The sequence below is a fragment of the Metamycoplasma buccale genome (genome assembly GCF_046774455.1).
Lineage (GTDB): Bacteria > Bacillota_I > Bacilli_A > Mycoplasmatales > Metamycoplasmataceae > Metamycoplasma > Metamycoplasma buccale.
In genome coordinates this window covers 33,020-54,754 of the sequence record NZ_CP177249.1, presented here as the reverse complement: position 1 = coordinate 54,754, position 21,735 = coordinate 33,020, and the positions used below count along the sequence as shown (strand labels likewise).

The window sequence follows — 21,735 nt, the reverse complement described above, 5'->3', positions numbered from 1 at the left end:
AATATGTATTCAAAAATATTAATAAGATATGGTGAATTAACATTAAAGGGCGAAAATAAAAAAGACTTTATTAATTTTTTAAAAGAAGATTTAATGTTACGTATTCCAAAGAATGAAATAAAAATGGAATATGATCGTGCTTTTATTGATTATTCAGCAAAAAATTTAGATAGTTTGAAATATGTATTTGGTATTTCTTCTTATTCATGTGCTTATGAACTTGAAAATAATTTAGAAACTATTAAAAGCAAAGTAATTGATATTGCTAATAATAAAAATTTTTCAAGTTTTGCTATTGATTCAAGAAGACACAATAAAAATTTTTCAATGAATTCCAATGAATTAAATATTTTTTTTGGTGATGCTGTTTTAGAATCTTTTCCTAACAAAAAAGTTGATTTAAAAAACCCAGATTTAAAAATTTATGTTGAAATTAGAGACAAAAAAACATATGTTTTTACTGATTACATTTTTGCATTAGGAGGAATGCCAATGGCATCCTCTGGAAAAGTTTTACACTTAATAAGTGGAGGTATAGATTCACCCGTTGCTGCTTATCTTATGCAAAAGAGAGGGTTAAAAGTTTCATTTATTAATTTTATAACGCCTCCACATACTGACAAAAAAACTACTGATAAAGTTGATAAGATAATTGAAAGCATTACCAAATATCAAATGAATGCAACGCTTTATCAAATAAATTACACAAAAATTATGAATTACATTGGTCTTGTAAGTAACCAAAAATATAAAATAACATTAATGAGAAGAAGTTTTTATCGTATTGCAACAAAACTAGCCAATAAGTTTAAAATTTTTGCTCTTTCAACAGGTGAAAGTTTAGCGCAAGTCGCTTCACAAACTCTTGAATCACTTTATACAATTGGAGAAGTTACTGATTTACCAGTTTTTAGGCCATTAATTTCATTTGACAAAAATGAAACAATAAAAATAGCACAAACGATTGGGACATTTTCACTTTCAATTGAAAAGGCATGTGAAACTTGTGAACTTTTTGCTCCCAAAAATCCAGTTACTAAACCTTCTAGAAAAGAAGCCAAGAAATTAGAAGAAGAATTAAGTGATCTTTATAATTTAGAAAACGAAATAGTTGATGAAGTGGTTATCAAAGAATATAAAATTATTAATTTATAAATAAATATAATATTAGATATATGAAATTAATTAATGGTCATTTAAATACTACTTTTTCTTTCTTGGAAAGCTGCATTCAAGCTAATGAAGCAATAAAAAAAGCTAAAGAAAATGGAATGGAATATTTATGTATAACCGAGCATACTAATTTTTTTAGTATGCCTTTATTTATTCAAAAATGTAGTGAAAATAATATTAAACCAATATTTGGTCTTGATATTGATTTAATGGTCGATCAAAAATTGTTTCGCTATATTCTTTTGCCAGTAAATAAAAAAGGTTTCGATGAATTATCAGAAATTTCTTATCAGTCACTAAGTGGAAAAAGTCAAACTTTATCAGAAATAATTCTCTTTAAAAATATTTATATTATTGAACATCCTTTATATGGATTTTATGCTTTAACTAAGCAAGTTTTTGAATTTCAAAATTATTATTATTCTTTCCAATTTAATAGTATTCAATCTAATAAAGATTTTATAAAATCCCATGTTCTTAAATCGCTAATTATTAATCATAATATTATTAGTGAATTTGAAGATAATGATGTTTTAAAAGTTCTTAGAATAATGAAAAATCAGGAAGAAAAAGATAATTATATTTTTGATCCTCTAGAATTTGATTTTGAATGTAATAATGAACTTCAAGAAACATTAATAAAAAATACAAATATTCTAATAAAAAATTGCTATTTTGAATTTAAGAAACAAGAATACATTTTGCCTAAATTTAAAAATGATAAAAATATATCATCAGAAGAATATTTATTAACTTTGATTAAACAAAAATTAGTTAAGGTTTTTAAAAAAGAAGAATGAACTAAAGAATATGAAAAAAGATTACAATATGAACTTTCTATTATTAATAAATTAAAATTTGCTGATTATTTTTTAATAATTCAAGATTGAATTAATTGAGCTAAAAACAATGATATAGCTATTGGCCCTGGTAGAGGTAGTTCTTCGGGATCATTGGTCAGTTATATTTTAGGAATAACAGAAGTTGATCCACTTAAATATGGATTAATTTTTGAACGTTTTTTAAATCCTGAACGTGTTTCTATGCCAGATATTGATACTGATGTCCAAGATGATAGAAGGCAAGAAGTAATAAAATATTTGGTTAATAAATATGGTTTTGATAATGTTGCAAATATTGTAACTTTTTCTGCCCTTGGTAAAAAAAGTGCAATTAGAGATGTAATGAGAGCATACAATGTATCGCCTATACAAATAAATCTTGTTTCTAAAACCATTAGTAATGATGATATCAGTTTGCTTGAAGAATATAAAAAGAATAAAAGGTTCGCTATTAAATTAAATGAATTAAATCCTAATGATTCAGAATTTGCCAATAAGATTGTTAATGTTACTAGCAAATTGGAAGGATTTTATCGACAAACAGGGACTCATGCTGCTGGTGTAGTAATAGGTGCTAAAAAAATAAAGGAATTAGTTCCAACTTATAAAGTAGATGACGAAATTCAACAAACTCAAATAAGTATGGAATATTTAGAAGAATTTGGATTACTAAAAATGGATGTTTTGGGTCTTAAAACCTTAACTACCATTAAAGAAATAGTTGCCCAAATAGAAGAAAGTAGAAATATAAAAATTGATTTGTCAAAAATTCCTTATGATGATCATGTGACATTTAAATTACTAACAAATGGCAACACCATTGGAGTTTTCCAACTTGAAAGTTATGGAATGATTAAAACTTTAAAAGAAGTAAAAGTAAACAAATTTGAAGACATTGTTGCTATTATTTCTTTATTTAGACCAGGACCAATGGAAAACTTACATGTTTATGCAAAGAGAAAAGAAAAGCTAGAAGTTATTCCACAAGTTACTGAAAAATATGATGAAGTTGTAAAAGATACATATGGAATTATTATTTATCAAGAGCAAATTATGCAAATTTGCCAAGTTGTTGCGAACATGACATTTGCAGAAGCTGACAATGTAAGAAGAATAATATCAAAGAAGAAATTAGATGAAATGCAAGCAATTAAAATAAATTTTATTTCTCGCGCAATTAAAAATGGTTATAGTTCTTTATTGGCAAATCAAATTTATGAAAATATTGAAAAATTTGCTGAATATGGTTTTAATAAATCCCATGCAGTAAGTTATGCAATAACCTCTTACCAAATGGCTTATTTAAAAGCTCATTACCCATTAGAATTTTATACTGCCATTATTTCATCTGCCCATGGCACTCATGAAACTATATTTAAATATGTTGAAGAAGCAAAAAGAATGGGAATTTCAATATTATCTCCTGACATTAATTTATCAAAGCAAAATGCAACAGTTTACAATAATAAAATAATATTACCTTTTACAATGATTAAAGGTTTAGGTCCTGAAACAATAAAATTAATTGTTTCGAACCGTGACAAAATTGGAAAATACACAAATTTTTTACACATGTTTGTATCGCTTTTGTCAATTAAATCATTTGGCATTGCCAATATTGAATTATTAATAAAATCTAATGCATTACGTTCATTTGGATTTAATCAAGCAACATTATTAAATGAAATTGATAAAGATAACTCTGATCTTAGATTACTTTTTAAAGTCAAAAAAACTGAAAATTCTTCATTATTTGATTATCAAGAAGATATAAAAAATTATCAACCTACTGAAATTTTAGAAACAAATACCGAAGAAGAAACTAAAAATGAAATTGACTTATTAGGTAATTCATACAATTTTTCTATTACTAGTCAATATGAAAAAGTAGGAACAAGACTTGCAGATATGCATATTGGTAATGAATATTTAACAATACTATATTGTTCTAATGTTATAAAAAGAAAATCAAAATCATCAAATCGTGATTATTATATAGTTGATTTACAAGACTCAACAGATAAAATTTCTATTTTTGTTTATGCAAATAAACCGGAACTTTTAGAAATCAAAAATAAAATAATTCAAGTTACTATTATTAAAACACTTGATAAATATATATTAAGAAATTGGAGAATTATTAATGAAGGATAGAATTTTAGTAATTGATGGTACTTATTTAGCATATCGTTCATATTATGCAACTATGTATAGTGGGGGGGCAATTTTACAAAATAGTAAGGGAATTAAAACTAATGCTATTGTTGCATTTTTTAACACTTTTTCTTTATTAATTAAGTATTATCACCCAGAAAATGTTTTTTTTGCTTTTGACTCACATATTAAAACTTTTCGTCACGAAATGTTTAAAGAGTATAAAGCTACAAGACAAAAAGCTCCACAAGATTTTTATATCCAATTAAATTTAATACAAGATATCTTAACCAATGTCAATATTAAAAATTTATATAAAGATGGTTTTGAAGCTGATGATTTGGTAGCTAAAATAGTAAAAATGTTTCCAGATAATGAAATATTAATTTTTTCAGCAGATCAAGATTTAAATCAATTAGTAGATAATAATGTATCTATTATTAAGAAAAAAAATAGTGAATATATTTTATTAACAAAAAATAATTTTCATGAATATTATGATTTTATGCCTAATCAAGTAATTGATTATAAAGCTATGATTGGTGATAGTAGCGATAATTTTAAAGGAATACCAGGAATTGGACCTAAAACTGCAAGCAAGTTATTAAATAAATATGGTACATTAGATGAAATTTATAAATCAATTAATGAATTACCAAAAGTTTTGCAAAATAAATTAAATGACTTTAAAGAACATGCCATTAGAGATAAATATTTAGCAACTTTAAGATCAGATTTTGACTTAAATGTTAGCAACATTAATGAATTAAGTTTGCAAAATGTTTCAGTAACAAAAATAGGTAATGAAATTTTAGAAGATTTGGAATTAAATTTTATTAGCCAATTTTTACATAGTTTAGAGGTAAATTAATATTAAAAAATTAAAAAAAATTTCATATTTTTCAAAAGTGAAATAAAAAGAAGTTTTATCACACAAAATTATTAAAAAAAATACATTTTAAATCTCATAAAAGTGAATTCTATAACGTAAAAAATTAACAATATTTTAATGTTAATAATATTAATATTTTTAAAAAATAGCCTATTTATAAGGGTTATTTTTTTATTTTAATATGTGAATAAAATATGTTTATTTATTTAAAAGAATTTTAAAAAACTACAAAACCATAAAATGGCATTCTAAACAACTTAAAATAATTACTAGCACACCAAAAAAGGAGTAAAAATGTCTAATAATTATTTAGTTGAAAGACTTGACAATATAACTTCAACTGATTTAACTAATTTAAGACTATTTTATAGTTGTATTATTGGAACAAATGCTACTTCTTTTTATCAATATTTGAATGATTTATCTAATTTAAGCATTAATATTCAAAAAACTCACACCCTTGATGAAACTACCGAATTTTTACTTCTTACTAAAGATCAAATAGAAGATGCAAGAAATAAACTAGAAGCAATTGGTTTATTAAAATCATATAATTGAGATAATGATGGAATTCTTTTTAGTTTAAAAAGACCTTTAAATGCCAATGAAATAAGCAAAAATAGTTTTATATCATCTTTTATAATAGAAAAACTAGGAGAAGAAAAGTATCAAAGTTTACTGAAAAACCAGGGCATTTTTACTTTTGACAAAGAAAATAAGCGTGACATAAGCAAAAAATTTTATGAAGTTTTTGATTTGTCAAAAATAAATATTAAAGCAACAAAGTTTTTTAATAATTTTGAAGTTATGAATAATAAAAATGCAATAAAAACTATGGCGTCTGAAGATTTTATTAAATTTATAACCGGAAATGAATCTAGTCCTTCACAACTTTTAATGATTAAAAAATTAAGAAAAATAAAATTTAATGATAACTGTATTAATTTATTTATTAATTTTTCTATCAATGTTAATAAAATAATAATCGTAAATTACATTGAAAAAATTGCACAAGATTATGCAAAGCGTGATTTATTTTTAGCCGATGAAGTAGATTTAGAGTTAAATGCTACTTATTTATCTAAAAAAATGAATAATAACATTTCTTATCAATCAGAATATGAGGATATTGAAAAAACAAGTGAAAAAATTCTTAATTTATGTGGCGAAACAAATTGAGATGATTAAAATAAAGTTAAATATTATTAGAGGAGAAAAAATATGATTAAAAAATCTTTGTTTGATAAAGTTTTAAATAATCATGTTTTTGATGAAGAAAAATTAGATAAAGAGAAAAAGGAAATTTTGGCTAATAAACAAATTAAGCAAATAATTACTTCATTAAAGTTAAACAAAACACAAATTAGTAAGGGAATGAATTTACTCCAAAAATACTATAACTTTATTAAACAAAATCCTACTAAAACTCCTAGTTGATCTTTAATTTTAAATAAAAATAATGCATTAGAAATTGATATCACTAACGATGCTAGTTTTAAAAAGCAAAAAATGTATGAAAATTTTTGATTAACTGATATTACCCCTTTAGATTCTGATTTAGAGTTGTATTTTAGTATGCCCTCTAAACAAAAACCTAAAAAAATATTAAGTGATGCTAATTTAGCTATGAAAAGATTTCCGGCTGCTTTACAAGAAACTATTAAAGTAATAACAAACACCAATACAAATCAAGGATTATTTTTGGTTGATGAAGAATTTATTTATGGACGAATGATTTTAAAATATTTATCAACTTTAATAGGTACAAATAAAGATAAAACTGTAGCATTGATAGATGCTAATTCATTATTTAATTCTTATCATACAAATCAGCGTAATATAAGTGAATCAACACATATTACAAGACTACTAACAGAAGTTGATTATTTATTTATAGATAGACTAGGTGTTGGAACTAGACCAGAATGATTTATTAATAATTTAATAACTATTTTAACTTCACGAGAAATGAATAAAAAATCTACTTTTATTAATGCGCCTATTGATATTACTTTGCCAAATTGTTCACTTATTTCTTATAGTAAAGATACAAGCAATTTAGGTTCTAAAAAAGTTGAAGATTTATTGAAAAAAACCATTAAAAGAACAACTATTAAATATATTGCTATTAAATAAATTACTAAAATTTTAAAAAAGTTAATTATACTAATAGAAATTTGAATTTTTATTTAAAAAAAATATTATAATAAGAATATATTTCCTTTTCAAGAAATATATATTAGAAGTATAGCCCTCTAATACTTCTATATTTTTTTTAACCCCAATAATTTCCAACAATTTATTTTGTTAAAATTAATTTATATTATAATAATAATGCAATTTTCCATGTGTTGCCACCATAGCCAAACGGCCAAGGCATGGGTCTGCAACACCCTGATTACCGGTTCGAATCCGGTTGGTGGCTCCAAAATGCGCCCGTAGCTCAATTGGACAGAGTGCTTGGTTACGGCCCAAGAGGTTGTGGGTTCAACTCCTGCCGGGCGCGCCATTTCACAAAGTTGACCAAAATGCAGCAATAACTGCATTTTTTATTTATTTAGCAATAAACTAGCAAATATAGCAAAAGAGTGCTAAAATATTAAAAGTAAATATATTTAAGGAGCTTTATGATTAATAAAAAAGTAGGAATTCTAACAGAAAAACAGAATCACTATTTTAAGTTAATAGTGGATTTATATATAGAAACAGGTGAAGCAGTAGCATCAAAAGAACTTGTAAATAAATTTTGTCTAAATTGTAGTTCAGCTACAATAAGAAATATTATGGCAAGTTTAGAAGAAGAAGGACTTTTAGAAAAGTATCATACATCTAGTGGCAGAATTCCTTCAACTAAAGGTCTTGAGTATTATGCTAAATATTTAGTCTATAATCCAAAAAGATATTTTAATGAAAAATTAGAAGATTTGCTTGCTAAGAGAAGGATAAAAATTAATGCCACTTTAGAAGAAGCGGCTTCTATTGTTAGTGAAATGGCAGGATTTACTTTAATTGCCACTTCTAACAATGCCTCAGAAACATTAAAAAGTATTCAATTAACAACTTTAAATGATGCTTCAGCTATAGTAGTAATTGTAACTAGCTCCGGTAAAGTTGAAAGTAGATTGTTTAATTTTGATAAAGAAAAAATAGAAGTTAATGATTTAAGAGTTGCAATTAGACTTTTTAAAGAAAGACTAATTGACACACCTCTTATTGAATTAGCAAAAAAAGCAAAAGCATTAATGCCAATCTTTAGTAAGCAAGTTAAAAACTATGAACTTATTCTGCAAAAATTTATAAAAAATGTTTTTGTTTTTGAAGAAGAAACCAAAACAAAAACATTTAATAAAGGCGCAATCATTTTATCTAAAAATATCAGCCGCGAAAATGTTTCAGAAATTTTAGATTTAATAGAAAGTAAATCAGTATGAGAAACAATAGAAAATGATTTAGACGAAGATAATAAAATAAAATTGGATGTCTCTCGTCCTAACTTAAGCATTATTAGTAAAAAAATTGACTTTGTTAATGAAAAAAACATTAAAGAGATAAGTATTGTAGGCCCAAATAATATTAATTATGAAGAATCTTTTGAAGCATTAAATATTTTGGAAAAAATAATAAAGGAGCAAAATCATGAAAATTAATAACTATGATTATTTAGAATTGAAAATTAAAGAGTTTCATGGAAAAAAAGAAATTGAAAATAAAGATGAAATAATAAAAACATACATAAAATTTGACAACAAATTAGATAAACATCTTGAAGATTTTTTAATAGATAAAGAAATTCCTGAAAATAAAAAATTAATTTATTATAGTTCTAAAGACAAAAAAAATAGAAATGAAATTGAAATTATTAATCATGTTCCTACACCCGAACAATATATTTCTTTTTTAAAAACAATTATAGAAAAAAATAAAATCATTGATGAAGAAGAAAAAATAATTGATAACTTAAATTTAAAAATTGATCAATTAAAAATAAAAAGTTCTGTTATGGAGCAAGAATTTAAATCTCAAGTTACTGAGTTACAAAAAAAGGCGCAAGAAAAAATTAACGAGCACAAACAAAAAAATAATGAACATTTAGAAAAACAATTGAAAGAATCTAAAGATTATGCATTACAAAAATTTTTAGAAGAGTTAATTTTGCCTTTAAATAACTTTGAATTAGCTATTAATAGTGCTAAAAATATTGAAAACAATATTGTTCAAAATTTTATTAAAGGTTTCAAAATGCTTTATGGTCAAATTGAACAAGTTTTATATGATTTTAAAATAGCAAAAATAATTCCTAAAGTTGGCGACTTGTATGATCCAAATATTCATCAAAACTTCGCATTAGTTGATTCTAATGAACCTAAAGACACAATAATTGAAGTAAAAAATATTGGTTATAAGCTAAATAATAGAACAATTAAACCTGCCTTAGTTATAGTAAGTAAAGGAACAAATAATTAAAATTCAATAGGTAAAAAGTTTATTTGATGATTAAATCAAATTATTAAAAAGAAAAATTAAAAATTGCTATAATTAATCATAGTGATTAAGTTGTAACTGTTATTTTAAAAAAAATAATTCAAACAACTTTTTCGGGAGAGTATTTGGAAACAAATATTCTTATTTTTTTTATTTTTTCATAATTTTTCTTTTTATGGTTAACGAGTACTAATTTTTGAATTAGTAATATGTAGATTATTATTTTTTATATATTATAATAATTATGTAAAGTCGTAGAGCCAACAGGATTGGTTAAAGTCTCTATTTAAGAGCCTCTTGATATGGTGAGGACCACAAACTTAATCAAGAAATTGGTTAAGTTTTTTTTACTCTCATTGTTTAGTATTTCCCTTGAAGTTGAATAAATTATGCTATAATTATTTGTTATTATTAATAATTAAAATATTAAGATCTTTACGAGGAAACTAATGAATAAAAATTTAAAGAATAGCAAAAAGACTTGAATAACTTTTTCTGTATTATCATCTCTTACTTTGATTATTATACTTTGTCTTTCTTTTATAACACCATATAAAAATGTTTTAAAGGAAGCAAGAATTAGAAATTATTACATCACAATAAAAACTATTTATTCAGTAATTTTTATTACAATTTTACTTATTTTAATATTTGTAAAAATAGAAAACTCTATTTTACTTAGCATTTCTATAACAACATTAATTTTTCAATTTATTCCTTTTATATATAAAACATTGTATTTAGTTATTAAAGAAGCAGTTACTGCATATTCATTAATATTTTTAGTTGCTTCATTGACCGTATTTATTTTCTTAATGCTTTTATATATGCTATTAAATTCTAAGTTAGTGAAAAGAATTCAGAAACAAAAATTAGAAACTGAAACAATAGAATCTAGCTTTTTATTTAAAACAAGAGAAATTAATTCATTTGATAAACAAGAAAAATAATGGAAGTGTAGAAATATTGGGGTGCGACTAAATTAAAAATCGCAAACTTAAAGTCAGGCAGGTTGAAACTTGCTTTTTTAATTTTACTGTTCGGCTAATGGTTAAAAAATTTAGCAAAAATACAAAAGAAAAAGTTGGTGGGGACCAACTTAACCAAATTGACTTACTCTGTCAAATTAATTATATCAGAAATTTCTTTTGTATTCAAAAATTAAATTTTGATGGAAAGGAATTTATGAGTTGAATAAATAAGCTAAACAGATATACTTCAGTTGATTACGCAACTGATGAAAGTTTAAGAATAGAGGATCGAGAATGATTATTATTTAGAGAAAATTTAGCAAAAATTAGAGCTATGAAGATTTTTAAAACTTTAAGGGTAGAAAAAGTTTTAAAAATTAAAGTTAATATAGCTAAAAAAGTTTTTGATTTAATTAAAAACTCAAGGTTAGAAACTTTCATTTTTTCAGTGTTAATGAAAAAAAGAGCTCTTTATAAATTTGTGCCTAAAAAACTTTTGATTGATGATTTTGGTTTTAATGAAAATTCAGTTAAAGTGGCACTTAAAAATTTGGAAGATAAAAATCTTTTGGTTAGAAAAAATGGAGCTATTAAACTTAGTGAATTTTGTAGATTTGAAAAGGGTAGTCAATACTACAAAATTGCTAATGAAAAAACTTGAATTTTAATGTTTTTACAGATGCCTAAATTTCTAGAAAGTTTGAAGCTTTTTTTGAAGCTAGAAAAAAAGCAAAATTTATTGATGAAACATCATAAGAAAAATATTAAAAATCAGGTCAAGATTTTATGTCATAACAATTATTTAAAACTAAGTAAAAGTCAAGCATATAGAATGCTTAGAAAATTTGGCGAAATTGTTGGACTAAAACTTAAAGAACTTTTTGATTATCAGAAAACTTATGATAAACAGAAAAAGAAGTTTATAACTTATCGGTTTCTAAAGATAAATGTTGGAAATAGCTATGCTGTTTGATAAGGAGTTTTGAGCGAATGGAATGGGCATTGGTTTGTCTTAATTGCTATTTCCAAACTTATTAATTAAATCAAAAACTTAACTTTTTAAGGTTAGGTGTTTTAAGCTCTTGTCTTTTTAAAAAAAATAGAGTTTTTGAATAAAACTTGCCTTTTAGAAAAATTAGATAGATATAGTTTGTTGCTTATAGTTAAAGGAGTTTAAGGAATGGAATGACTTAAACTACTTGGAAAGGTTAGATAATGGTTAGAAATAATGTAGTTGTATTGCTAAACTATATGACCACTAAAAGTGGTTATGTTTCTAATAAAGGTCATTATCATTCTTTAGACAATTGAGTTAATAATGGCAAGGTTTTAGATTATTTAACTAGAAGTGATAAGTGCTGTGTTTTTAATGACAATGATTTAAAGGAAAGTTATGAATTTAACTCTGATGCAGCTAGAAAAGAATATATGAGAAATCATATTAAAGAAAATGTAAAATGTAATAAAAAATCTGGTTTATATAACTTGATGGCCGATAAGCCTATTGATATTAAAGATATTGATGTTTTAAAAAGAGAATTTAAGAATTTAAAACAAACTTGTTGGGATCTGGTTATAAATCCTGGTGATTTAGGACTTGAAAATAATATGCTCCATAAAAATAAGTGGCATGAAATTATTAAACCTTATTTTGAAAAACTGTTAATGGCTAATGGTTTTGATCCTAAAAACATTAATTGCTTTTATGCTATGGATGGTAATACTCAATATCCACATGTCGAACTTTTCTTTTATGAAAAAGAGCCAACAAGAGTTAAGGGTAATTTTAAGTTAGAAACTTTGAATATTTTTAAGGGTCAAATCGCAAATGCTATTGGCAATAGTGATTTTGTAAATAAATTAAATGATTTAACTAAAGATGTTTGAGATGCTAGAAAACTAATTTTAAATAATGTTAATAAATTGCTTGTTAAACAAAGAAATCAAGAAAAATTAAATGATGATCCAAAACAAGATTATGTTGATTTTTTAAAAGCTTCGAAGTTTATTACTGATGAACTTAAAAATAAACATAATAAAAGCTATGCACGTTTATCTGATGCAGCTAAAAATCAAATAGAAGTAATTAAAAACTTTTTATACCAAAAAGATCCAACTTATAAAGAAGCTGTTGATGATTATCAAAAGAAAATCGATTTAATCAGAAGATTAAATACTGATGGTGATAAATATCTTGAAAAAAGAATTAATGACATCATCAAGAAAGAACAGGATGATTTTGAAAAACAAATTGGCAACAAAATCATTAAGGCTTTGCAAGAAGCAAGAAAAGAATCAAAAGAAATTAGTAATAAGTATGATGCTGGCCAATTTATTTCGAATTTTTTAGACTTTTTTAGTTTTGATAATAACTCAAATAAATTAATGAAACTTGCTGAAAAAGAATTTGATGCTAAAACTGTTAGAGAACTTGAATTATTGCATAAAAACTATCGAGCAAAGTTGTAGGTAAATAGAAAATGAAAAAGAGAAAATTAACTAATGGTAAAGTAGTTGGAAAGATATTTTTGTGAATTTTTGTTAGTTTATTTGGAATGTTTTTATTAGCTTGCATTTTTAATATTTTTATGGGAACTTATAAAAAGTTAAATCACTTCCAGACATTTTGAAATTCAACATTATTAGTGATTAAGAAAACTAAGTATGCTTATAGTTTGATGTCTTTAGCTTTAGTGTTTGGTTTGGGCTTGTTTTTATTTTGAAAAGAACTTAAAAATTGAGCTAAAGATTTATGAGCTAGAATGACATCACAAACTTCTAAAGATTGAATTTATAATTGTGCAACTCATGAAGGGTCTAAAAAAGAATTAAATAATTTATTTAGACATCAAATTGCTGATGATACTGAAGCTAATTGATTATTAACTTTTAGTAAGAATAGGAAATGATGATATGTTAATGATTTAGACCAAAATGCTATTGTTAATGGACCTCCTGGTTCTGGTAAGACTCAAAGAATTATTATTCCTAATATTGAATTTATGGCTCATTTAGGTTATGAAAATAAACCTAATATGATTATTACTGATCCTAAGAAAGAAGTGATTCAATTTGTAGGAAAAACATTGGAAAATAATGACTATAAAATCTATACTATTGATTTTAGTAATCCGGAAAAATCATTAGCTTGAAATCCTTTAAGTGCTGCTTATAACTGCGTCCATAGTGAAAAGACTAATGATTTAAATTTAGATATTAACCATGCTTATGAAATTATTAATAATACTGTTGAAGCCTTAAATTGAAACATTTCAACTGGTGAAAATAATATGCTCCATAAAAATAAGTGGCATGAAATTATTAAACCTTATTTTGAAAAACTGTTAATGGCTAATGGTTTTGATCCTAAAAACATTAATTGCTTTTATGCTATGGATGGTAATACTCAATATCCACATGTCGAACTTTTCTTTTATGAAAAAGAGCCAACAAGAGTTAAGGGTAATTTTAAGTTAGAAACTTTGAATATTTTTAAGGGTCAAATCGCAAATGCTATTGGCAATAGTGATTTTGTAAATAAATTAAATGATTTAACTAAAGATGTTTGAGATGCTAGAAAACTAATTTTAAATAATGTTAATAAATTGCTTGTTAAACAAAGAAATCAAGAAAAATTAAATGATGATCCAAAACAAGATTATGTTGATTTTTTAAAAGCTTCGAAGTTTATTACTGATGAACTTAAAAATAAACATAATAAAAGCTATGCACGTTTATCTGATGCAGCTAAAAATCAAATAGAAGTAATTAAAAACTTTTTATACCAAAAAGATCCAACTTATAAAGAAGCTGTTGATGATTATCAAAAGAAAATCGATTTAATCAGAAGATTAAATACTGATGGTGATAAATATCTTGAAAAAAGAATTAATGACATCATCAAGAAAGAACAGGATGATTTTGAAAAACAAATTGGCAACAAAATCATTAAGGCTTTGCAAGAAGCAAGAAAAGAATCAAAAGAAATTAGTAATAAGTATGATGCTGGCCAATTTATTTCGAATTTTTTAGACTTTTTTAGTTTTGATAATAACTCAAATAAATTAATGAAACTTGCTGAAAAAGAATTTGATGCTAAAACTGTTAGAGAACTTGAATTATTGCATAAAAACTATCGAGCAAAGTTGTAGGTAAATAGAAAATGAAAAAGAGAAAATTAACTAATGGTAAAGTAGTTGGAAAGATATTTTTGTGAATTTTTGTTAGTTTATTTGGAATGTTTTTATTAGCTTGCATTTTTAATATTTTTATGGGAACTTATAAAAAGTTAAATCACTTCCAGACATTTTGAAATTCAACATTATTAGTGATTAAGAAAACTAAGTATGCTTATAGTTTGATGTCTTTAGCTTTAGTGTTTGGTTTGGGCTTGTTTTTATTTTGAAAAGAACTTAAAAATTGAGCTAAAGATTTATGAGCTAGAATGACATCACAAACTTCTAAAGATTGAATTTATAATTGTGCAACTCATGAAGGGTCTAAAAAAGAATTAAATAATTTATTTAGACATCAAATTGCTGATGATACTGAAGCTAATTGATTATTAACTTTTAGTAAGAATAGGAAATGATGATATGTTAATGATTTAGACCAAAATGCTATTGTTAATGGACCTCCTGGTTCTGGTAAGACTCAAAGAATTATTATTCCTAATATTGAATTTATGGCTCATTTAGGTTATGAAAATAAACCTAATATGATTATTACTGATCCTAAGAAAGAAGTGATTCAATTTGTAGGAAAAACATTGGAAAATAATGACTATAAAATCTATACTATTGATTTTAGTAATCCGGAAAAATCATTAGCTTGAAATCCTTTAAGTGCTGCTTATAACTGCGTCCATAGTGAAAAGACTAATGATTTAAATTTAGATATTAACCATGCTTATGAAATTATTAATAATACTGTTGAAGCCTTAAATTGAAACATTTCAACTGGTGAAAATAGTATGTGAACAAATAATGCTAAGAATGTGATTGTCATTATTGCAAAATTCTTATTACTTTTATCAATTGATGAACCTAATTTAGTTAATAAAAATCAATTTAACTTTGAAACAATTGCTAATATGTTAAGTATTAATAACTTTAGATGAAATCCAGTGAAAAATGATATTTCAAAATGGATTTTATATGCTAAAAAACAAGCAGAGAAAAAGTCTTATTATTGAGACTCACTTTATAGCGAAATTACAGGGTTGCCGCTAACAACTGTTGATACTTTAAATGGAATTTTTGCTAATGCTACTAGTGTTTTAAGTATTTTTAGGAAGAATGAAATTATTAAACCAATTTTAAGAGATAGTTATATTTTTAATTTAAAAAAGATTGTTAGTTCGGAAAAACCTTTTGCTATTTTTATTCATTACCCTGATCATAAACCTGCATTTCACTTTTTAGTGTCTATGCTAATTGATCAAGTTTATCAAACATTAATTGAAAAAGCTAATAAAAGTGAAAACTTGAAACTAAAAAGAAAAACATTCTTTTTATTGGATGAATGTGGAAACTTACCACAAATTCCAAGATTTGATAATAAACTTACAATCTCTAGAAGTAGAAATGTCTTTTTTATGTTGATATTGCAAGATTATCATCAACTTAAAAAATATTCTCATGGCAACGACGAAGTTGATAAAGTACTTAAAAGTGCTTGCCAATTAGTTTATTTTCTAGCTTCTGGTGATAAAAACACTTTAAAAGAATTTAGTGAAAGTTTAGGAACTAAAGAAGTAGTTTCTAAAAGCTACACTTCTAGTGATAAAGGTTCAAGTCAAACTGAAAGTACCAAAACAAAACCAGTAATGGATGTTAAAGAACTTGAAACTAAAAAACCTGAACATTTAATTATTAAAAAACCTGGTGTTAAACCATTGATGTTGAAAACAAATTTAGCTTTTGAATGTTTTATTAATGATAAATATAGTTATCTAAAACCAGAGCAAGTTAAACTCGATAATAAACATTATGAAGCTTTTAATTTGATAGATGTTGAAAAACAATTATTTGTAAAAATTAATGCTTTGCAAAAAGAAGGAGAAACCTAAAATGGAAATTAAAAATATTAAAGAAAACAAAGAACTTAAAGACAAGATTATTGAAATTATTGACCAAGATATTCGAAAAAATGGTCTCAAAAGTAAATATGTTGATTTAGTTTTAAAAGAAGCTGTTGAATCAATTAATAAAAAGGACAAATAAAAATGAAAAAGTATTTTAAAAATGAAGATTTATTTTATATAACACAATATGCATCTACTGTTTGTGATGATCAAGAAATTTATAATCATTTTAATGATATAGCTGCTTCATATGAGGATGTTAATGAACAAAAAACTTATATTAATTCAGTTAAAAATATTGTTGATAATATGGGTTGTATTTACGATGACTATAATCAAAAAATTTATAGCTCATTATTAGTTGAAACTAAATGAAAACCGGAAGGAATTCAAAAAATAGAGGCTATGACTAATGCTTTGAAAGATTTATGTGAACCAAAAACTAATGAAGCTTTTATTAAAGCTGGTCAAAAATTAGATGAATTAGCAAATTATTCATTCAGTAATTTTTTAGCTGATAACAAAATAATTTTATATGAAGATTTAGAAGCTTTGGTTGATATGGATTTAAGAGAAAATGGACTTGAAGCAAATGTTTATTTAGCTCATGGTTTAATGATTTCATATGCAAAATATGGTGATTATGTGCAAGTAAATGATTATGAAAATGGTATTGATGTTGTCTTTAATAAAGATATTGCTAAGGAATATGCTGAAAAATTTGGCGAAGTCTTAACTTATGATAATGATTTATGCACTGACTTGCAAAATGATATGTATTTAGAGGAAAGTCAATCTTTAAGATTGTAGAATGAAAAGATTTTTGAGATTGAGAGCTAAAAATATTGGTGACGATAAATCAGTAGCCAAAGGTTCTGCTAGAAACTTTGAAAGTATTAAAAAGAAAAGAGATGATATTTTTAAAGATTATGAAATGGTAATTGTTGAAAGTGTTTCTGTAATTAAAACTTATGTTAGAAAAGATGCTGAAAATAAATATAAAACATTTTTAAATCAAACTAAAAGTAAGGAGAAATAAATGAACCAAGTAAATTTATCTGGTAGATTAGTTAATGAAAATTTTGTAGAAGCTAAAACTAATAATACTTATCTTTTAAGATTTAGATTAGCTGTTAAAGAAAATGTTAAGGAAATTAATTTTATTGATATTGTAACTTTTAATAAATTAGCTGAAAATATTAAAAAGTATGTTCATAAAGGCGATCTAATTGAAATTACTGGAAAATTAAAGCTAAACAAATATACTGATGCTAAGGAAGCTAAGAAAGTTAATCTAGAAGTCATTGCAGAAAAGGTAGTTTTTGTTGTTAAAGCTAAAGTTAGTGAAACTAATACTGAAGAAATTGATTTGAATGCTTCTAATATTCAAGAAAAGGCCTCTGAAAGTGAAGGTTTACTTAAAAATGAAAAAGAGATTTCTAATGATCAAAACAAAGTATTAGAGGATAAATCCGAAGCTAATGATGATAAGGTAGAAGGTTGAGAATGATAATTTATTAGAAAAAGGTAGTTAATTATGAATAATACACAAGCAAAAATGATGCTCCCTAAATGATTAACTTGAAAAAGATTTGGAATTTATTTAGGTATTATTATAGTTTTAGATTTGTTTTTGATAGCTTATATGATGGGCATTGATGCGATGATGAAATATGATAAAGTTAAATGGACAGATAAAGAAGTGCAAATTGGTAAAACAGTTTGTAGTTTTTTAATTATTGCAACATTTATTTATCCAATTGTGTGAGCTTTTTTAAGAAAGAGAAAGCTTAAAAAACTAATGAAAGGCGAAATATAAAGATATAATTAATTCTATTAAGAATAAAAATAAGGAAATTTATGAGAAAAAATTTAAAAAAATTAATGTTAAATTTAGGTATGCTTATACCAGTGGTTGCTAGTCCATTAGTAGTTGCTAGTTGCTGGTGAGATCCTAAAAGACCTGATCCTTTAAAGCCTATTAATCCTAAACCTAATGATCCTTCAAAAGAACCAGAAAAGGAACCTGAGAAAAAAGAAGGCTATATTACTTGAAAATCAACTAATGAAGAATATGCTAAAGATAATAATGTTTATTATTTTAAAGACTTAGTTTATAATGTTGCAAATAGAGGTGAAGGTTCAACATTAAACAATCCTGATGATTATTTTGATAAGAATACTAACAAGTTTAAAGATAATGTTTATAATGCTCAGGGATGGCATAAAATTGTGCCAAGTCTTTGAATGTCTTTAGAAGAAATGATGTCTTTTAATATTGATAAAGAATATCCTATGGAAAAATATGGCGATATTCCTTCAAGACTAATGACTAATGATATTAATGGTGCCTGTGATATTTATCAAATGTTAAGACAATTTGCTTCTTCTGAAGCTAATAATCATTTTGCTCCTGGAGATAAATTTGCTAGTATTTGAGAAGCTCATAAAAGTTTCCTTGATGAGATGAGTCAATACTTGAATAGTGATCAAACATTAGACTCATTGATTAGAACTAATAATATTAATGATTTATATGCATATATGCGTCATTATGGTGCTGATGCTACTTGAGCAACAGCTTTTGATAAATATGTTGATGGCATGATTAATGCCGTTGATGATGGTTGAATGAAAACTACTATGTCTGATTTAAAACAAAGAATGAGTAATAAATGAAGTTCTGTGCCTACTGCTAGTTATAAGCATTTCTTTATGCCTTATACTTTAGGCTCAAATAATAAATTTAAAGCTAAATTTAGTGATAAACATAATGATATGTATTCAGGTAAATATACTAAAGATGGTATTTATGATCAATGAAATAACACAGCTCATATTTTCTTTGAGATGCTAAGATTAAACAGCATGGAAATTAAATCAAAAGCAATGTATCAGTCGTTAGTTAGATGATATTTAAGTCTTTATGATATTAATAAAGATGAAAATAAAGAGTATTTTTCAGAAATTACTGGGGCTAGAAAAAATGCTTTTAAGACAATGTCTGAACAATTAATGAAAAATATTTTAGAGTTTTTAGATTGAAGTAATTTATTAGCTACAGAAATGGAAAGTCCTGAAAATAAAAATGTGACAATAAGTTTTATGTTTCCACAAGGTAATAAAACTGATTTTGAATATAGTTGAGTATTTGCTTATAGATTTTTGTTTGATGTATTAGTACCTACTTTTATGGCTAATAATTTTGAACTGCCAGGTTCTTTTATTGATTTCTCAAGATGATTATCAAATAAAAATAATGAGCCTTATTATATTTATCGTTTTACTTTAAATTATTTGAATCAAATTTTTAAGGATAAGGATAAAAACTTTAAGAATTTAGAAGCTTATGTTAATAGCTATGAAAATAGTTTAGATGCTACTAAAAAGGAAGCTGCTAAAGATACCTTTTTAGAAAAAATCATTAAGAATTGAAATAGTGTTTTAAAAATGAATGTTAAAACTAATAAGTTTTAATATGTTATAATGAATATGTATTTTTGCTAACAACCTTCAATAAGTAAATTAAATTTGCTTATTGGTTTGTTGGTTTTTTATTAACTTTTTTAAAACTATTAGTCCAAATATTTTTTATGTAATTTAACAAGGAGAAAAATATTATGGGAAATAAAATTGATGATAAAACTTTCTCATTTTTAGGAGATTTTTCTGAAACAGTATTAAGAGCAATTTTTATTGCTTTAATAGGAGTTGCAATTATTGCATTAATAGCTTGCGCATTAATAGCTAAAAGTCAAAACTCAGTAGAAGATGATCCACAAAAAAGAAAAATGAATAATCGAAAAATGTGAACTGCATTGGTAGTTTTATTATTCTTAATTGTTTTATGACCATTAGTCGAACTTATTAAGGGTAATGTTAGAAAACCATCAAACGGCGGTAAAAGCTCATCTGTTATTCTTTATCAATTGAAAGACATTTTTTCATTAAAACAAATGAATTTATATGCAATTAAAGGTATTTTATAGGGTATGCTAGCTAAGATTTTAAAACCATTAGCCGATCTTATTATGCTGCCTATTAGAAGTGCTTTGTGATTAGCGTTGGTTAATTTTGCTTTAATAGGATTTATGATTTTTACAGCTGTTGCATTTATTTTTAAATCAATTGCAATAGATTTACCTAATTTTGTTATTTTTGGAATTAGACCAGGTGATGGTTATCAAAATTGATCAACTCCTAATGTTTATATCCAATTTTTAATTGTTAGTTCAGTCTTATGAATGATTAATTTCTTTTTCTTTATTTTTAAATACTCCAAGGAGATGGATGGAGCAAAAGCGAATGAGATTTTTAAGACATCATTATTTGCTACTTTTAAAGGCATTGTGCTATTAATTATGTTTCAAGTGTTAGTATTGTTTGTTAATATCATTTTTACCGAAATCACTAATGCTTTAGCAAGTGGCGGTGATAATAATTTTGGTTCTATTACTGATAACCTAATTAAAAATATGTTTCCAGATAATGTTAGATCAAAAATTCCTTCAATATTTTTAAACAAAAATAAAACAATTCTTGATCAAACTTGAGGATTTAGAACATTTATTAGTGCTTTTGGTGCTGGTTTTGGTGAACATTCAAAATCTGTTTTATCAATAGGCCTTAGCTTGCTTTTAGTAGGATGATTAATTTCAATTCCATTGTTATTAGTTATTTTTGATGTAGTTTCAAAAGTTTTTATTAACTTTTTATTATTTGTTTCATTTCCATTTTTACCTGCTTTTAGCATTAATGATAATAATAAAAAAATACAAATTTGAAAAGAAAAATATATAGGCAATTTATTATCTTGTGCAGTTTATTATATAGGCCTTTTAATGATGGGTGTTTTTGTTGGTAGAACTTCAACATTTCTAAGCAATCAAACCGCTTTTATTGGTGAGATTGGTAGTGTAGTTTTTCAATTGTTAGTAATTATTGGAACAGGTTTTTCATTTAAAAAACTTGCAGAAGTATCAACAGCATTTATTGGTGGTAGTATGTCAAATGATTTTACTCATACTGCACAAAAAGGATATAAGGCTGGAAAAGAAATCCATAAGATAAGAAATGCTGTTAAAACTAAGGGCGCTTCAGTTGCAGCTAATGCTGTAGCTCCAAAATAGAAAGGAA

At 24.9% G+C, this 21,735-nt stretch carries 20 protein-coding genes and 2 tRNA genes; all 22 read left to right on the top strand.

The features are described from left to right. Positions 1 to 3: 3 nt before the first annotated feature. The 22 genes from thiI to ACLFP3_RS00135 all read left to right on the top strand — a co-directional run bounded on the left by thiI (position 4) and on the right by ACLFP3_RS00135 (position 21,728). Complete coding sequence (thiI, locus tag ACLFP3_RS00240) at positions 4 to 1,155, top strand: tRNA uracil 4-sulfurtransferase ThiI (RefSeq protein ID WP_412031597.1); 1,152 nt, start codon at positions 4 to 6, stop codon at positions 1,153 to 1,155. 20 nt (positions 1,156 to 1,175) lie between these two features. Further along, positions 1,176 to 4,169 carry a DNA polymerase III subunit alpha gene (gene dnaE, locus ACLFP3_RS00235; protein WP_412031596.1) on the top strand — a complete coding sequence of 998 codons (2,994 nt, stop codon included), beginning with the start codon at positions 1,176 to 1,178 and terminating at the stop codon, positions 4,167 to 4,169. Next, positions 4,159 to 5,040: a 5'-3' exonuclease gene (locus tag ACLFP3_RS00230; RefSeq protein ID WP_412031595.1), complete on the top strand. Its 882-nt coding sequence runs from the start codon at positions 4,159 to 4,161 to the stop codon at positions 5,038 to 5,040. The genes dnaE and ACLFP3_RS00230 overlap by 11 nt, the downstream gene beginning before the upstream one ends. A gap of 315 nt (positions 5,041 to 5,355) precedes the next feature. Then, positions 5,356 to 6,249, top strand: coding sequence for a hypothetical protein (locus ACLFP3_RS00225; protein WP_412031594.1), 894 nt, complete (start codon positions 5,356 to 5,358; stop codon positions 6,247 to 6,249). A gap of 33 nt (positions 6,250 to 6,282) precedes the next feature. Continuing rightward, entirely contained in the window at positions 6,283 to 7,197 is a 915-nt protein-coding gene (locus tag ACLFP3_RS00220; protein ID WP_412031593.1) for a hypothetical protein, read from the top strand. Between the two features lie 217 nt (positions 7,198 to 7,414). Then, positions 7,415 to 7,489 (top strand) — tRNA-Cys (locus tag ACLFP3_RS00215). A gap of 4 nt (positions 7,490 to 7,493) precedes the next feature. Continuing rightward, positions 7,494 to 7,570 (top strand) — tRNA-Arg (locus tag ACLFP3_RS00210). Between the two features lie 118 nt (positions 7,571 to 7,688). Further along, complete coding sequence (gene hrcA / locus ACLFP3_RS00205) at positions 7,689 to 8,708, top strand: heat-inducible transcriptional repressor HrcA (RefSeq protein ID WP_412031592.1); 1,020 nt, start codon at positions 7,689 to 7,691, stop codon at positions 8,706 to 8,708. Next, positions 8,698 to 9,525, top strand: a complete 828-nt coding sequence (locus ACLFP3_RS00200) for a nucleotide exchange factor GrpE (protein ID WP_412031591.1) — start codon at positions 8,698 to 8,700, stop codon at positions 9,523 to 9,525. Before hrcA ends, ACLFP3_RS00200 begins: the two co-directional genes overlap by 11 nt. Before the next feature lie 467 nt (positions 9,526 to 9,992). Further along, positions 9,993 to 10,493, top strand: coding sequence for a hypothetical protein (locus tag ACLFP3_RS00195; protein ID WP_412031590.1), 501 nt, complete (start codon positions 9,993 to 9,995; stop codon positions 10,491 to 10,493). A gap of 97 nt (positions 10,494 to 10,590) precedes the next feature. After that, on the top strand, positions 10,591 to 11,490 hold the full coding sequence (locus tag ACLFP3_RS00190; protein WP_412031589.1) for an MAGa4850 family ICE element protein: 900 nt from the start codon (positions 10,591 to 10,593) through the stop codon (positions 11,488 to 11,490). 239 nt (positions 11,491 to 11,729) lie between these two features. Continuing rightward, entirely contained in the window at positions 11,730 to 12,983 is a 1,254-nt protein-coding gene (locus ACLFP3_RS00185; protein WP_412031588.1) for a hypothetical protein, read from the top strand. 11 nt (positions 12,984 to 12,994) lie between these two features. Next, on the top strand, positions 12,995 to 14,665 hold the full coding sequence (locus tag ACLFP3_RS00180; protein WP_412031587.1) for a type IV secretory system conjugative DNA transfer family protein: 1,671 nt from the start codon (positions 12,995 to 12,997) through the stop codon (positions 14,663 to 14,665). A gap of 11 nt (positions 14,666 to 14,676) precedes the next feature. Then, a complete protein-coding gene (locus ACLFP3_RS00175; RefSeq protein ID WP_412031586.1) occupies positions 14,677 to 16,584 on the top strand; it encodes a type IV secretory system conjugative DNA transfer family protein in 1,908 nt (635 codons plus the stop codon). 1 nt (position 16,585) lies between these two features. Next, complete coding sequence (locus ACLFP3_RS00170; protein WP_412031585.1) at positions 16,586 to 16,738, top strand: hypothetical protein; 153 nt, start codon at positions 16,586 to 16,588, stop codon at positions 16,736 to 16,738. 2 nt (positions 16,739 to 16,740) lie between these two features. Next, positions 16,741 to 17,409: an Mbov_0392 family ICE element protein gene (locus ACLFP3_RS00165; RefSeq protein ID WP_412031584.1), complete on the top strand. Its 669-nt coding sequence runs from the start codon at positions 16,741 to 16,743 to the stop codon at positions 17,407 to 17,409. A 1-nt stretch (position 17,410) separates the two neighbouring features. Beyond that, a complete protein-coding gene (locus ACLFP3_RS00160; RefSeq protein WP_412031583.1) occupies positions 17,411 to 17,638 on the top strand; it encodes a hypothetical protein in 228 nt (75 codons plus the stop codon). Then, positions 17,639 to 18,112 (top strand): single-stranded DNA-binding protein, encoded by a 474-nt coding sequence (locus ACLFP3_RS00155; RefSeq protein ID WP_412031582.1) that lies wholly within the window; start codon positions 17,639 to 17,641, stop codon positions 18,110 to 18,112. A 24-nt stretch (positions 18,113 to 18,136) separates the two neighbouring features. After that, positions 18,137 to 18,418: a hypothetical protein gene (locus tag ACLFP3_RS00150; RefSeq protein ID WP_412031581.1), complete on the top strand. Its 282-nt coding sequence runs from the start codon at positions 18,137 to 18,139 to the stop codon at positions 18,416 to 18,418. Between the two features lie 41 nt (positions 18,419 to 18,459). Continuing rightward, entirely contained in the window at positions 18,460 to 20,076 is a 1,617-nt protein-coding gene (locus ACLFP3_RS00145) for a CDS14 family ICE transfer lipoprotein (RefSeq protein WP_412031580.1), read from the top strand. 143 nt (positions 20,077 to 20,219) lie between these two features. Further along, positions 20,220 to 20,588: an Mbov_0395 family pilin-like conjugal transfer protein gene (locus ACLFP3_RS00140; RefSeq protein ID WP_412031579.1), complete on the top strand. Its 369-nt coding sequence runs from the start codon at positions 20,220 to 20,222 to the stop codon at positions 20,586 to 20,588. A 3-nt stretch (positions 20,589 to 20,591) separates the two neighbouring features. Next, a complete protein-coding gene (locus ACLFP3_RS00135) occupies positions 20,592 to 21,728 on the top strand; it encodes an Mbov_0396 family ICE element transmembrane protein (RefSeq protein WP_412031578.1) in 1,137 nt (378 codons plus the stop codon). Positions 21,729 to 21,735: the final 7 nt, after the last annotated feature.